We start from the raw sequence: 14002 nt of genomic DNA, 5'->3' as shown, positions 1-14002 counted from the left end.
CTGCCGGGGCTACGATCTCAAGACCAGCCATAGCGGCGACATCGTGGAAAACCCGTACTTGCCGGCACTCACCGCGTGAGGGCGGTCGCCACGCCGACCCGGGAGGTCACCTCCAGCTTGGCGAAGATCCGCGACAGGTGCGTCTCCACCGTGCGGACGCTGAGGAAGAGCCGCTGGGCGACCTGCTGGTTGGTCAGCCCCTCGGCGACCAGCAGCGCCACCTCCAGCTCCCGGGGCGACAGCCCGAACCTGGCCGCCTCCCCGCCCGCGGCCGTGGTCGCGCCGCCGCCCACCCGTACGCCGAGGCGGCGCAGCTCACGCTCGGTACGCGCCTTGAGCGCGCGGGCGCCGCAGGAGTCGAAGACCTCGGCCGCGGCGCGCAGGTTCTCCCTGGCGCGGCTCCGGCCGCCGGGCACTCCGAGATGCGCGAGCCCGGCGGTGAGCAGGGCGCGGCCCGCGTCGAGCCGCCGTTCGCCCGCGGCCAGCAGGCGGGCCGCCTCCTCCGCGGCCTGGGCTGCGGCGGACGGGTCCTGACGCGCCAGCGCGTGCGCGCGGGCGAGCGCGGCGAAGCCGCAGTAGGCCGGCAGGCGCGGTTCCTCCAGCCGCACGGCGAGCGCCGCCCACTGCGCCGCCCGCGCGGCCGCCTCGGTGCTGGCCCCAGCGTCGACCCCAGTGCCGGCCCCAGTGCCGGCCCCAGCGTCGACCCCAGTGCTCGTCTCGCGGGAGGCGTCCGCGTAGGCGAGCGTCTCGCACGCCTGGAGCAGCGTTCCCGGGTCCACCCGCGGCGACTCGAACCGGTTGCACGCGTCCAGTACCGCCTCGACGCCGTCGGCGAACCGGCCCGCGTTGACCAGGGCCTGTCCCCGCGCGTAGCGGGCCGTGGCCTCCCAGGTCTCGCCCGCACCGACGCCGCAGCGCACGGCCTCCTCGCCGGCGCGGACGGCCGCCTCGTCGTCGCCGCTCCACGACTCGGCCAGGCAGAGCTGGGTGAGCGCGAAGACGAGCTGCTGGCCGGAGTCGAGCAGTCTGGCCCCCTCGACGGACTCCTCGGCGGTGGCTCTGGCCTCCGCCAGGCGGCCCGTCGCCACCAGCGTCTTGGCCCGGCCCGCCAGCAGGTTGGTCAGGATGTAGGTCTGCCCGGTCGACCGCGCGACGGCCGCCGCCCGGTCGAAGTGCCGCAGCGCCTCACCGTAACGGCCCAGGTAGGACTCGGCCCAGCAGAGCCAGGCGATGGCGTCCAGCCACTCGGACAGGTGCTCGTCCGGCGCGTCCGCGAGCAGTTTGCCGGCGATCTCGGCGTAGCGCATCGCGTCGTCCGTACGGCGGGCCGCCAGGGCGGGCATCGGGCGCAGCGCCGCCACCGCGACCGCGAGGCCGGGCTCCCAGTCGTCGGCGTTGTCGGGCATCAGGTCGAGCACGGCCTGGGCGGCCCGGAAGTCCACCCGCATCATGCTCTCGGCGACCAGGCGCATCCGCATCGGCACCGCGGCGGCCGCCCGAGGGTTGGGCATCCGGCTGAGCTCGTCGAGCAGCAGCGCCCTGGCCTCCTGCGGGCGGTCGAGCTGGCGCTCCATCAGCGCGCAGACCCGGGCCGCGCGGCCCCTGCGGGGGTAGTCGTCCTCGGGCAGCATGCGCAGCAGCTCGCGGGCGGTGTCGCGGCCCTCGGCCAGCCTGCCGCTGATCCCCTGGGCCCAGCTGAGCTCCAGCATCAGGGCGAGCCGGTCCTCCCTGGCCGCGGCGTCGTCCGGCATGAGCCGCAGCGCCGCCTGCAGCCAGTGCGCCGAGGTGGCCGGCGCGTGCGCGGTCACCGCGCGGGCCGCGTCCACCAGCACCTCCACCGCCCGCCGGTCGCCGAACGACCCCGAATGCTCCACATGGTGGGCCTGTACGGTCGCCGGGGCGCCCAGCTCGGCCAGGTGGGCCGCGATCCTGGCGTGCGCGCCCAGACGCCAGCCCGCCGCCGCCGACTCGTAGACGGCCCGCCGCACGAGGGGGTGGCGGAAGCGGAACCGCCCGCCCGCGCTGCGGACGATGTCGCGCTCGACCAGCTCGTCCAGCGCGGCCAGCGTGGCGGCCGGCGGCACCTCGGCGGCCACGGCGGCGACGGCCGGCTCGAACTCGTCGGCGGCGACCGCGGCGGCCTGGGCCACCAGCAGCGCGCCGGGGGACAGGTCGCCCAGCTCGACCTGGAGCGCGGCGAGCACGGTCGGCGGCAGCTCGGTCACGTCTGTGCCGCCCATCCGGGCCAGCGCCTCCAGATAGAACGGGTTGCCGCCGCTGGCCTCGTACAGGGCCGTGCCGCGTCCCCGGCTCACGTCGGGGCCGAGGAACTGCCGGACCTCGGCCGCGCTGAGCGGGCCGACCGCGACCTCGTGGCCGCGCGGCCCGGCCGCCGCGGCCAGCCTGGCCACGCGCGGGGCGGCCTGGGCCGGGCGGTAGGCCACGGCCATCAGCACCGGGCCGGCGGGCGGGTGCCGCACGACGTGGTCGAGGAACTCGAGCGTGCCGTCGTCGGACCAGTGGACGTCGTCGAGCACCAGCAGCAGGCCGGCGGTCCCGGCCAGCCCGCCCACCAGGTGCCGTACGGCCCGGTAGAGCCGATATCGGGCCAGGCCGCTGCGGTCGTCGGCCAGCGCGGGCTCGTCGCCGGGCAGTGCGCCGCCGATTGGGGCGTCGTCGGCCGCGAGCCCGGGGAAGACGCCGGACAGCAGCGCGGCCTGCCCGGATCCCACGGTCCTGACGACCTCCTCCCGGCGGGCGTCGAGATGGTCGTCGAGCGCGTCCACGAGTGCGCTGTAGGGGAGCATCTGCTCGTATTCGGCGGCGCGTCCCCACAAAGGGGTGAAGCCGTCCCCGCCGGCCATCGCCGCGAGCTCGCCGAGCAGCCGCGTCTTGCCCGCACCCGGCTCGCCGGCCAGCGCGAGGAACTGGAACCCGTCACGGCGGCTCGCGGCAAGCGCGCCCCGCAGCGCGGCCAGCGCGTCCCGCCGTCCGACGAGTGGCGCGGACGTGCCCGTGACGACCGGACCGGTCGTGCGTCCGTCCATTCGCACCCCACACGCGAACACGCGGGCCGCACCCGCCGGCCGCGCCGACAACACCCAGTAAATGCACTTTACAGATCACGGGACCCGCACAGGGGGCAGGTCCGGCATTGACACCCTATGGAAAGTATTCGAAAAGGAACCGGTCAGTTCGGGCGATTCCGGGATCAGAGCCGCATGGCACCGGGTACGGGACGCCTCGTTCACACGTCGTCACCGCGGAGGTGCCAGGTGCTGGACCGGATCGCCGATCCCAGGGGGCGGCGCACGCCGTACGGACCTCCCGACGCGGTGGAACGGCTGGCCGCGGCCCTGCCGAGCCACATGCGCGACGCGCTTCCCCCGGTCATCCGCCTTGGCAGCCCCTGGCCGGTGCGTGTGGACATGCTTTCTGAGGACGGCGTCGCCGAGCCGGACGCCGAGCGCTGGGTGCCCGCCGTGTCCGCGTCGGGTTCCAACGGCGACGCCCTCGATCTGGCGGTGCGCGGCGGCCGGGTCGTGGGCGTGCGCGGCCGGGCCGGCGACCGCGTCAACCACGGCAGGCTCGACCCCCGGGAGTGGCACGCCTGGCAGCCTCACGCGGGCCGGCTGACCCGCCCTCTGGTCCGTGAAGGCGGGGTCGGTGACGGCGGGGTCCGCGGGAACGGGCGGCTGGTGGAGGCGACGTGGGACGTCGCGATGGACCGCGTCGTCGCGAGGTCGCGGGAACTGCTCGCCCGCCCCGGCGGCTGGGGCCGTCTCGCCTTCCACACCGGCACGCGGCTCTTCCTCGAGGAGCACTACACCCTCGCCGTCGTCGGCAAGGCGGGGATCGGCACCCCGCACATGGACGGCGACACCCGCTGGGGCGCGGCGGCGGCCGCCGCCGCGCTCGCGGCGAGCTTCGGCACCGACGGCCAGCCCGGCTCGTACACCGACGTGGACCACTGTGACGCGCTCGCGCTGTGGGGACACGACTGCGCCGTCACCCACCCCGTGCTGTGGGACCGCATGCTCGACAGGCGGCTCGGATCCCGGCCGCCCGCCATGATCGCGGTGGGCCCGGAGGGGACGGCGGCGGCCCTGGAGGCCGACGTCCACCTCGACGTGCGTCCCGGCACCAACGTGGCCCTCCTCAACGGCCTGCTGCACGAACTGATCGCGGGCGGCTGGCACGACGGCGCCTACGTCGCGGCGCACACCGTGGGGTTCGAACGGCTGTGGCGGATCGTCGAGGCGTACCCCGCCAAGCGGGCGGCGGAGATCTGCGCGGTGCCGGTCGCGCGGATCGAGCAGGCCGCCGAGATCCTGGGCGCGGCCGAACGGCTGGTGTCGACCGTGGGCCCGGCCTTCCTCGGCTCCAACCAGGCGACCGCCGCCGCCTGCCAGGTCAACAACGTCCACCTGCTGCGCGGCATGCTCGGCCGCCCGGGGGCCGGGCTGTTCCAGCTCGGCGGACCCGGATGCGACGCGCTGGAGGCGGGCTCGGCCGCGGACCTGCCCGGACTGCGCAACTGGGCCGACCCCGGGCACGTGCGCGAGCTGGCGGACCTGTGGAACGTCGACCCCGCCGTCATCCCGCACTGGGGGCCGGCCACGCACGCGACCCAGATCCTCAGGTACGCCGAGGAGGGCTCGATCGGGCTGCTGTGGATCACGGCCTCCGACCCGGCGGCCACGATGCCCGGCCTCGACCGGATCCTCGCGAGGGAGGACCTGTTCGTCGTCGTCCAGGGTTCCTACCTGACCGAGACCGCGCGGCTGGCCGACGTGGTGCTCCCGGCGGCGGTCTGGGGCGAGAAGACCGGCACCGTCACCGGCGCCGACCGCACGGTGCACCTGTGCGAGAAGGCGGTCGAGCCGCCGGGGGAGGCCAGGGCGGACCTCGACATCCTGCTCGACTACGCGCGGCGGATGGACCTGCGCGACCGGGACGGCCGGCCGCTCGTGCACTGGACGGACGCCGAGTCGGCGTTCGAGGCGTGGAAGGCGTGCACCAGGGGCCGTCCGTGCGACCACACCGGGATCAGCTACGACCGGCTGCGGGCCGGCGGCGTCCAGTGGCCCTGCACGCCGGCCGGCTCCCACGGCGTCGAGCGGCTGTACGCCGGGGGACGCTTCCCCACCGCGCCGGGGGACTGCCAGACGTTCGGGGCCGACCTCGCGACGGGGGCCGAGTACGGCGAGGAGCGATACCGCGCGGACAACCCCGGCGGACGGGCCTTTCTCCACGCCGCCGATTTCGAGCCGTCTCCCGAAGTGACCGACGACGATCACCCCCTGGTTCTCGCCGCCCGCCCGGGGCCGCGCGGCTGCCCGGCCCGGCCGGCCGGTCTCGGCGACGCCGTGCCCGAGCCGTTCCCCGCCGGGCCGTGCCTGGAGGTCCACCCCGGCGACGCCGCGGCGCTCGGCATCGAGGACGGCGACCTCGTCAGGGCCGAGTCGCCCCTCGGCGTGCTGGAGGCCGTCGCGCGCCTGTCGGGCGTTCGCCGGGGAGTCGTGGTGCTGCCGCTCGACGGGCAGGACGAGGCCCTGACGCGGGCGGCGGCGGAGCTGACGCTCACCGCGTGGGACCCGGTGTCCCGCCGGCCGCTGCGCACGGCCGCGGCGGTCCGGCTCGTGAAGGCCGGGCGGCGCGGTGAGGCCGCCGTGGGGGAGGGCCTCTACTCGGCCGCCGCCACGCGCCTCGGCTGCGCCGCGACCGCGCGGCCCGAGGTGACGGCCGCAGCGGGGGGAGGGGAGGCGCCGGAGCGATACGAGGAGGTCTGACGTCCGCGATCGCCGGAGATGAGGTGGGTCGGCCTACCGGAAGGAAGCGACGACATATGGCCCTTGCAGGCACACGCACCGCTTGGGGGGACGCCGCCCGCGGATGGGATGAGCCGTGAGTGAGCATCTGGCGCGCTATCTGGAGACGCTGTCCCGCACGCAGCACGCGCTGTCGTCGGGATTCCGCGCGCTGCGGCGCGGCCATCCCCGCGAGTACGACCTGTGCGGCGTCTGCGAGCGCCTGGCCGCGCAGTGCCGCGATCACACCGAGCGGCTGGAGCCCTTCCTCCGGAGGTACCGATCCGGGGGCCTCCGCGATCCGCGTCCCGCGCAGTCGCAGGCGCCCGGGGTGAGGACTCAGGGGCTGGAGGCGCCGGGCCTCGCGGCCTCCGGGTTCGACTCCGGAGGGTTCGACGCCCCAGGGTTCACCACCGGTTTCGACACGGGTTTCGACGCCGGTTTCGACGCGGGTGGGTTCGATTCCGGTTTCGATGCCGGGCGCTTTGATACGGGTGCTTTCGACGCCGGCCGTTTCGACGCCGCGGGCTTTGATAGGGGCCGCCTCGATACAGGTGGCCTTGACGCGGGGGGTTTCGACGCGGGGGGTTTCGACGCCGCCAGTATCGACGGCGGGGGATTCGAGGCCGCGGGCCTGGAGACGGCGGACCTTCCGCGGGCGGTTCGCGGGGCCGTGGAACGGGAGCGGGCGGTTTCCGAGGGCTCGGAGGCCGGGACGGCACGGCGCCCCCGCGTGACGCCGGGCCCGGGCGGCGGGGACGGCGGCGGCCTCGCGCTGCTGCGGGACCTGCACGGCTTGTATCTCCTCGCCACCGGGTGCGACCTGTCGTGGAGCGTCGTCGCGCAGGCCGCCCGCGGGCTCAGGGACGACGACCTGCTCGGCCTCGCCCGCGACTGCGCCCCCGAAACGGCCGTCCAGTTGCTGTGGCTGCGCACCCGGATGCACCACGCCGCGCCGCAGGTTCTCGTCGTGCCGTCTCGTAGTCAGGGAAACGGCGACAAAGGCCGTCATTAAGAGGAAATCTAGACAAGCATCGGGTGATTTCCGGTTTAATGGATTGTGCCCTCCGGGGAGTAATTGATAGAAGATTATCTCGGCGCCGGCGACCGGCAGGGAGCGGCCGTGCCCATCGTGATACCGGTGCTCTTGGCGGGGGCGTGCCGGTGGCGGCGGGAATGCCTCTCACTGGAAAAGGGGAGTGCCGTGCCGCGATTTCTCGACGGTGCCGGCCGCATTCGGTCGGCCGGCGCCGTCGACGATCATCCGACGCGGTGAGGACACGCCGGCGTTGGCGTTTCACCGCAATGAGTCCCATTCCGGCATGCCGCCAAAGCGGAGCGGTCGTACGCGGCCCGCCCGGCGACCGGCGCGATCGATTGGGCGACCGGCTCCCTGACGATCCGGGGGCCGCTCCGGGGGTGGCCCCGTGGCCGACGCCTCCGCTGCCGGATGCGATCGGGTGGGAAGACGACGAAACCCCGGCCTGGGCCGGGGTTTCTGTGGCTGGTGGACGATACTGGGATTGAACCAGTGACCTCTTCCGTGTCAGGGAAGCGCTCTCCCGCTGAGCTAATCGTCCGTGCCCGGATCTTGTCCGGACTCCGAGCGGAAGACGGGATTCGAACCCGCGACCCTCACCTTGGCAAGGTGATGCTCTACCACTGAGCCACTTCCGCAGCCATCGCCCGGGTTTTTCCCGGCGACGCGTGAACAACTCTAGCGGATCCCGGAGGGTGCCGGTGCCAACCGACTCCAATCTCCAGGCGCGCACGCGCCACCTGACCGAAGCGAGGCGAGACGTTGACCGGCGGGGGAGGCCACGCGCAGGATGAGGCGGCAACCGTACGCACGAGGGGGTTACGCCATGGCGAAGGTGCTCATCCTCACCGGTGACGCGGCCGAGGACCTGGAGGTGATGTACCCGTACCAGCGGCTTCTCGAGGAGGGCTACGAGGCGCACATCGCGGCGCCGTCCGCCAAGAGGCTGCAGTTCGTGGTGCACGACTTCGTGGAGGGCTTCGACACCTACACCGAGAAGCCGGGCCACACCTGGACGGCCGACGTCGCCTTCTCCGACGTGAACCCGGACGAGTACGCCGCGCTGGTGATCCCCGGCGGCCGCGCCCCCGAGTACATCCGCGGCGACCGGGACGTCCAGGAGATCGCCCGCCACTTCGCGGACGCCGGCAAGCCGATCGCCGCGCTCTGCCACGGGCCGCTGGTGCTCGCGGCCGCCGGGGTGCTGAAGGGCAGGGAGAGCAGCGCCTACCCCGCATGCGCGCTGGACGTCGAGAACGGCGGCGGCACGTGGGTCGACAGCGAGGCGCACGTCGACCAGAACCTCGTGACCGGTCGGGCCTGGCCGGACCACCCGGCGTGGATGCGCGCGTTCATGAAAGTGCTGCGCGCCGCCGCCCCGGCGACCTGATCGCCCAGGCCGGCCCGCGGGGGCGGCTCTGCCCTGATCCGCCCCCGAACGCCGGCGGCCCCGCGTGCCACTCGTCCGGCGGTCCGCGCGGCGTGGGCCCAGGCACTAGAGTCACCCGCCATGACCGAATCCGCCCCCTATCTCACCGCGACGGCCGACGCGTACGACGCCGTCGCCGTCCTCTACGCCGATCTCTTCCGGGACTCGCTCGACCGTCTGCCGCTGGACCGCGCGGCGCTGGCCGCGTTCGCCGACTCCGTGCGGGCCGACGGCGCGGCGCCCCTCGCCGGGCCCGTCGCCGAACTCGGCTGCGGCCCCGGCTATGTGACGGCGCACCTTCAGGGGCTCGGGCTGGACGTCTTCGGCATCGACCTGTCACCCCGGATGATCGAGCTCGCCCGTGAGGCGTACCCCGGGCTGCGCTTCGAGGTCGGGTCCATGCACGCGCTGGACCTCGCCGACGGCGAGCTGAGCGGCATCGTGTCGTGGTACTCCCTCATCCACACGCCACCGCGGGAACTGCCGCCGTACTTCGCCGAGTTCCGCCGCGTCCTGGCTCCGGGCGGTCACCTCCTGCTCGGTTTCTTCGAATCCGGGGGCGACGCCGTGACGGAGTTCGACCACAAGGTGACGCCCGCGTACCGATGGCCGATCGACGACCTCGCCGAGCTGGCGCGCGAGGCGGGCTTCACCGAGGTGGGACGGATGCTGCGCGAGCCTCTCGAAGGTGAGCGGTTCCGCCAGGGCCGTCTGCTGATGCGCGGACGGTAGGAGTAGGCGGGGGAAGTCCGGGCCGCGCCGAGGGCTGTTTCGGGACTGATCCTGCCCGAAAACGGGCAGGAAACTTGATAGTCGGTATCAGCGCTGCGTTAGGGTCCTGCTCTGTGTCCACGGCACGGCATCCCTTCGAGGATCTGATCGGCCACCTCACCCGGACCACCTCACTGGGGCCGGGGGAGGCGGCCCGCGTGGTGGCCGACGTTCTGGCGTACTTCGGCGAGCCCGCGGAAGAGTACGTGCGGCGCCGCCACGGCGAACTCAAGTCGAGGGGGCTGACCAACGACCAGATCTTCCCCAGAATCTCCGCCGAGCTCGCGGGAAGACGTGTCGCGGCACCGGAGCTGACCCTGCGCCAGCTCCGGCGAATCGTTTACGGATAGGAGCGGTTATGTGCGGAATCGTCGCTTATGTCGGGCCGAAGGACGCGGCGCCCATCCTGCTCGAAGGTCTCCAGCGGCTGGAGTACCGCGGCTACGACTCGGCCGGCCTCGCCGTCGTGAACGCCAAGAGCCTCAAGACGCGCAAGGTCAAGGGCCGGGTCGCCGACCTGGCGGCGGCGGTTCCCGCGAAGTTCAAGGGCACGATCGGCATCGGGCACACCCGCTGGGCCACCCACGGCGCGCCGAGTGACGTGAACGCGCACCCGCACCTCGACCAGGAGCAGCGGATCGCCGTCGTGCACAACGGCATCATCGAGAACGCCGACGAGCTGCGCCGCCGCCTTGAGGGCGAGGGCGTGAAGTTCGAGAGCGAGACCGACAGCGAGGTGCTCTCGCAGCTCATCGGGCGGATGGTCAAGGAGACCGAGTCGCTGCGGGAGGCCGTGCTGCGGGCGCTGAAGAGCGTGGTCGGCACGTACGGCATCGCCGTCATCGACGAGCAGCGCCCCGGCGAGATCGTGGTGGCCCGCAACGGCAGCCCGATCGTGCTCGGCCTCGGCGAGAAGGAGATGTTCGCCGCCTCCGACGTCGCCGCGCTCATCCGCTACACCCGGCAGGTCGTCCACCTGGAGGACGGCGAGCTGGCGGTCATCAAGGCCGACGGGTTCAACACGTTCACCAGCGACGCCAGGGAGACGGCCAAGGAGCCGTTCACGGTCGACTGGGACGCCGGGCACTACGACAACGGCGGTTACGAGCACTACCTGCTCAAGGAGATCTCCGAGCAGCCCGACACGGTCGCCCGCACGCTGCGCGGCCGCATCGACGACCGGTTCCACATCGCCCACCTCGGCGGCCTCAACATGGACGCGCGCGAGATTCGTTCCTTCCGCCGCGTGAAGATCATCGGCTGTGGGTCCGCGTACTACTCCGGGCAGATGGGCGCGCAGCTCATCGAGGAACTGGCCCGCATCCCCGCCGACGCCGAGCCCGCCTCCGAGTTCCGCTACCGCAGCCCCGTCGTGGAGCCCGACACGCTGTACGTCGCGATCAGCCAGTCGGGTGAGACGTACGACACGCTCGTGGCGGTGCAGGAGCTCAAGCGCAAGGGCGGCCGGGTGCTCGGCATCGTCAACACCGTCGGCAGCGCCATCGCCCGGGAGACCGACGGCGGCATCTACCTGCACGCCGGCCCCGAGGTCTCGGTGGCCTCCACCAAGGCGTTCATCTCCACGGCCGTGGCGTTCGCGCTGCTCGCCCTGCACCTCGGCCGCGTACGCGACCTGTCGCCGGCCGACGGCCGCAGGATCTGCGAGGGCCTGCGCCGGCTGCCCGAGCAGATCAAGGAGATCCTCACACTGGAGGACCGGATCAAGGAGCTGGCGAAGAAGTACGCCGACGCGCCGGGCATGATGTTCGTCGGCCGGGTGCGCGGCTACCCGGTGGCCCGCGAGGGCGCCCAGAAGCTCAAGGAGATCTCCTACGTCCACGCCGAGGCGTACCCGGCGAGCGAGCTCAAGCACGGCCCGCTCGCGCTGATCAGCCCCGAGCTGCCGACGGTCGCGATCGTCCCGGACGACGAGCTGCTGGACAAGAACCTCACCACGCTGGGCGAGATCCGGGCCAGGCACGGGCGCATCCTCATGGTCGGCCACCGCACCTCCGAGGCGGCCGACGACTGCATCGTGGTGCCCAAGAACGAGGTCGAGCTCGACCCCATCCTGCTCACGATCCCGCTGCAGCTGTTCGCCTACCACGCCGCCGTCGCCCTGGACCGCGACGTCGACCGCCCGCGCAACCTCGCTAAGAGTGTGACGGTCGAATAGCCCCTCCGCTCCCCGTACGGCCCGCGCCCGCCCGGTGCGGGCCGTACGGTCCGGGGTTCCGCGCAATGCCGCGCGGCCCGGCGCCGATGTACGGGTATGCATGTGACCTACTTCGTGATGGCGCTGCCCGTCATCGCCGTACTCGTGTTCATCCTGGTGCGGGCCGCACGCCGGAGCCGTGAGCAGTTCGGGCGCGTACGGCAGATCGCCCGACAGCAGTTGCCCGAGTCGGCGCCGCAGTGGACCGAACTGGAGGAGCTGGTGAACCTTCTCCAGGCGCGTCTCAATCGGACGCAGTGGGCCCAGCTGCTCCTCGGCGCGGTGGTCGGATATGCCGTCCAACTCGTGGGCGACGCCCTGCTTGGGAAGTGAGGCGAGGGGGAGGACCGGCGGAGTCCGGCGCGGCGTGACGAGCCGGTGAAGGGGTCGCCGCGGTCCTGCACGGGTGCCGGGTCTGACGGATCTGACGTGCCGGAAGCAGCGAGCTCGGGGGCGTCTCAGTCGAACCAGACGACCAGGCGCACGCCTTCGGGCCCGAACCGCTGCGCCAGCGCCCGCATCACCGCGAAGACGTGCTCCCACCCGGTGCCCGGTCCCAGCACGTCCAGCCGCGTCACCGGGCCGTACTCGAGAGTCTGTCCCGAAACCTCCCAGCGGCCCGCGGGGGCCCCGACGGGAGAGACGCCCAGGGGCGGCATGCCGTATCGCTCGACGACCTCATCGGGCCACCGGTCGTCGATCCGATACCGCGTGGTCGAGTAGCCGTCTTCCGAGTGCACGTCGAGCACTCCTCGGGCGGCGGGGCGGACGGTCATGTCCAGATCACGAAGGTCCGTCCATGAAACCCACGTGCTGCCATGAATGGCGGCATCCATCCGCGCGCAGTTCTCATACTGGGTACGGACGGCTCCCGAGACGTCGGCCGGCAGGCCGCGGGCGGCCGCGACAGGGGTCCAGTCAAGCCGGTTGCGAATGCCGAAGAGGCAACCGAGCGACGCGTAGTCACGGACGTCATAGAGCGGGTAAAGAGGAAGGGAAACGCTCCACGCGTCTCCCTCGTACCAGTCCTCGTCGGCGTGCGGGTGACGCATCTCGATGAATCCGTAGATGTCGGTGCCCATCCGGACAGGGTAGGAGGGTGGGCGCGACGCGCGGGCTTCTCTGTGGGCTGTTTCGTCCTCGTGCAATCAACTGTGCGCTTTTCATAGCCCCGTACCAGGCAATTCGGCGGCAGCCTGTTGCCCGGCGATTGCGGCTTCCCGCCTCCGCCCTCCCGCATGTCCACGTCCTCGGGCGGCAAGCGGCATGGCCCTCGTGCTCCCGCAGGCCACCGCCGCGGGACGCCCACCGATCGCCGCAGTCGTAACGTCCGTTATGTGGTGACATGGTGTAGTTACTCATAGTCTGTGCGTGTAAGGGACTCTTCGGGTAGGAGGGTGCCGGAATGCGACGCCGTACGGTCCTCGCACTGGGAGTCCTGGCCCTGGCGGGCGCGTGCGGCGTCCAGGCGCCCCCGCGCCGCGGGGAGCTCTCCCTGGCCGTCCCGGGCCCGCCCGGAGGGTGCGGGGACGGCGTCGCCGCCGGGTTCAAGTCGCTCGTCGAGGGGCGTGGCTGGGCCCGGGCCGTACGGATCAGGCGGGAGGCGGGCGACGGCGGGACGGCTCTCGCCCGCCCGGGCGGGTCGGGGACCGATCTGGTGGTCGCCGACTCCGCGCTGCTCGCCGCCTGCGCGCTGGCCCGCGACCCGCTCCTGGTGGCCAGGGCCGTGCCGCTCGCACGGCTGGCGGGGGAGTGGGAGGTGCTGGTCGCCTCACCCGACTCGGGTTATCGCACGTTCGACCAGTTCGCCGCCGCGCTGCTGCGCGACCCCGGAGGGCCCAGGGTCGCGGGCGGCGCCGACCGCGGCCCCGAGCACCTGCTGCTCGGCATGACCGCACGGGGCCTGGGAGCCGACCCCCGCCTGCTCGACTACGTCGCGTTCGGCAGCAGGGCGCAGGCCGTCGCCGCGGTCCTCGACGGGCGGCTCGCGCTCGGGTTCGGCAGCAGGCGGGAGGTCGCCCCCCATGTGCGCGCCGGACGGCTGCGGCCGCTCGCCGTCTCCTCCGCGGAGCGGCTGCCCGGGGTGGACGCGCCGACGCTGTCGGAGTCGGGCGTACGCGTCGTGTTCGCCGACTGGACGGGGCTGATCGCCCCGCGCGGCACACCCGAGCAGGACGCCCTGCTCGAACTGTGCCGGGCCGTCGCCGACACTCCGGGCTGGCAGATCCTGTGCGACCGCAACGACTGGACGCCGATGTGGCTCGACGGCGACGACTTCCGCCAATGGCTCGTCGGCGAGGCGCGCCGTACGGCCCTGCTGCTCAATGATCTCGGACTCCGCTGAAAAACACAACTTGTGGGGGCGCTTGCGGGAAGGGCCACAAGATGTAGGATCCATCGCGTTGCTGGTTCACCTTGGTGAGGCAAGAGGGAACCCGGTGCGAACCCGGGACTGCCCCGCAGCGGTGAGCGGGAACGACCGCCGTCACACAGCACGGCGCCTCAGGCGCCGTGCCGTAAGCACTGGGCGCGAGCGCGCCCGGGAAGCGACGGCCAGTAGGACCGGCGGGCGCGAGCCCGGCCGGACGCCCGCGAGTCCGAAGACCTGCCAGCGATGCGCGCGCATGGGCGCGCGCCCCGCGCCGGGCCCCGCGGGTGGGCTCGCCGTACCGTCACGGCACGGGTTCCCTCTCGTGCGCGTGCGCCGCGGCATGCCTCCCTCCGGTCCGGCCGGGACA

At 73.0% G+C, this 14002-nt stretch carries 10 protein-coding genes, 2 tRNA genes and 1 riboswitch; of the genes, 8 read left to right on the top strand and 4 right to left on the bottom strand.

Annotation, left to right across the window (positions count from 1 at the left end; translation table 11 throughout):
- Window positions 1-68: 68 nt before the first annotated feature.
- The gene (locus ACIBK1_RS08670; protein ID WP_030505153.1) at window positions 69-3047 is read right to left on the bottom strand and encodes a helix-turn-helix transcriptional regulator; all 2979 of its coding nucleotides are present in this window, start codon (window positions 3045-3047) and stop codon (window positions 69-71) included.
- 228 nt (window positions 3048-3275) lie between these two features.
- Between ACIBK1_RS08670 and ACIBK1_RS08665 the strand changes: the two genes are divergently transcribed.
- Together ACIBK1_RS08665 and ACIBK1_RS08660 are read left to right on the top strand one after the other, a co-directional pair.
- Window positions 3276-5792, top strand: coding sequence for a molybdopterin oxidoreductase family protein (locus tag ACIBK1_RS08665; RefSeq protein ID WP_063754515.1), 2517 nt, complete (start codon window positions 3276-3278; stop codon window positions 5790-5792).
- A 115-nt stretch (window positions 5793-5907) separates the two neighbouring features.
- Window positions 5908-6825, top strand: a complete 918-nt coding sequence (locus tag ACIBK1_RS08660) for a hypothetical protein (protein ID WP_051761097.1) — start codon at window positions 5908-5910, stop codon at window positions 6823-6825.
- 490 nt (window positions 6826-7315) lie between these two features.
- Here the strand turns inward: ACIBK1_RS08660 and ACIBK1_RS08655 are convergent.
- Both ACIBK1_RS08655 and ACIBK1_RS08650 read right to left on the bottom strand, forming a co-directional pair.
- Window positions 7316-7390: transfer RNA gene (locus ACIBK1_RS08655), tRNA-Val, on the bottom strand.
- A 25-nt stretch (window positions 7391-7415) separates the two neighbouring features.
- A tRNA-Gly gene (locus ACIBK1_RS08650) sits at window positions 7416-7487 on the bottom strand.
- A gap of 188 nt (window positions 7488-7675) precedes the next feature.
- Between ACIBK1_RS08650 and ACIBK1_RS08645 the strand changes: the two genes are divergently transcribed.
- From ACIBK1_RS08645 to ACIBK1_RS08625, 5 genes are all read left to right on the top strand, one after another.
- Complete coding sequence (locus ACIBK1_RS08645; protein WP_030505150.1) at window positions 7676-8239, top strand: DJ-1/PfpI family protein; 564 nt, start codon at window positions 7676-7678, stop codon at window positions 8237-8239.
- 120 nt (window positions 8240-8359) lie between these two features.
- Window positions 8360-9010: a class I SAM-dependent methyltransferase gene (locus ACIBK1_RS08640; protein ID WP_030505149.1), complete on the top strand. Its 651-nt coding sequence runs from the start codon at window positions 8360-8362 to the stop codon at window positions 9008-9010.
- 113 nt (window positions 9011-9123) lie between these two features.
- Window positions 9124-9399, top strand: a complete 276-nt coding sequence (locus ACIBK1_RS08635; protein WP_030505148.1) for a hypothetical protein — start codon at window positions 9124-9126, stop codon at window positions 9397-9399.
- A gap of 8 nt (window positions 9400-9407) precedes the next feature.
- The gene (gene glmS / locus ACIBK1_RS08630) at window positions 9408-11225 is read left to right on the top strand and encodes a glutamine--fructose-6-phosphate transaminase (isomerizing) (RefSeq protein ID WP_030505147.1); all 1818 of its coding nucleotides are present in this window, start codon (window positions 9408-9410) and stop codon (window positions 11223-11225) included.
- A gap of 102 nt (window positions 11226-11327) precedes the next feature.
- Entirely contained in the window at window positions 11328-11597 is a 270-nt protein-coding gene (locus tag ACIBK1_RS08625) for a hypothetical protein (protein WP_396733491.1), read from the top strand.
- A gap of 125 nt (window positions 11598-11722) precedes the next feature.
- Here ACIBK1_RS08625 and ACIBK1_RS08620 read toward each other — a convergent pair whose 3' ends face one another.
- A complete protein-coding gene (locus ACIBK1_RS08620; RefSeq protein WP_030505145.1) occupies window positions 11723-12346 on the bottom strand; it encodes a hypothetical protein in 624 nt (207 codons plus the stop codon).
- A 323-nt stretch (window positions 12347-12669) separates the two neighbouring features.
- On the opposite strand from ACIBK1_RS08620, the gene ACIBK1_RS08615 reads away from it, so the two are divergent.
- Window positions 12670-13608, top strand: coding sequence for a Bug family tripartite tricarboxylate transporter substrate binding protein (locus ACIBK1_RS08615; RefSeq protein ID WP_030505144.1), 939 nt, complete (start codon window positions 12670-12672; stop codon window positions 13606-13608).
- Window positions 13609-13653: 45 nt separating this feature from the next.
- Window positions 13654-13891, top strand: a riboswitch (cobalamin riboswitch).
- Window positions 13892-14002 lie beyond the last annotated feature (111 nt).

Source organism: Microbispora rosea (assembly GCF_044460045.1).
Classification (GTDB): Bacteria; Actinomycetota; Actinomycetes; order Streptosporangiales; family Streptosporangiaceae; genus Microbispora; species Microbispora rosea.
Note: the sequence above shows the minus strand (reverse complement) of the source record. Positions and strands in the feature narration are given on the sequence as shown.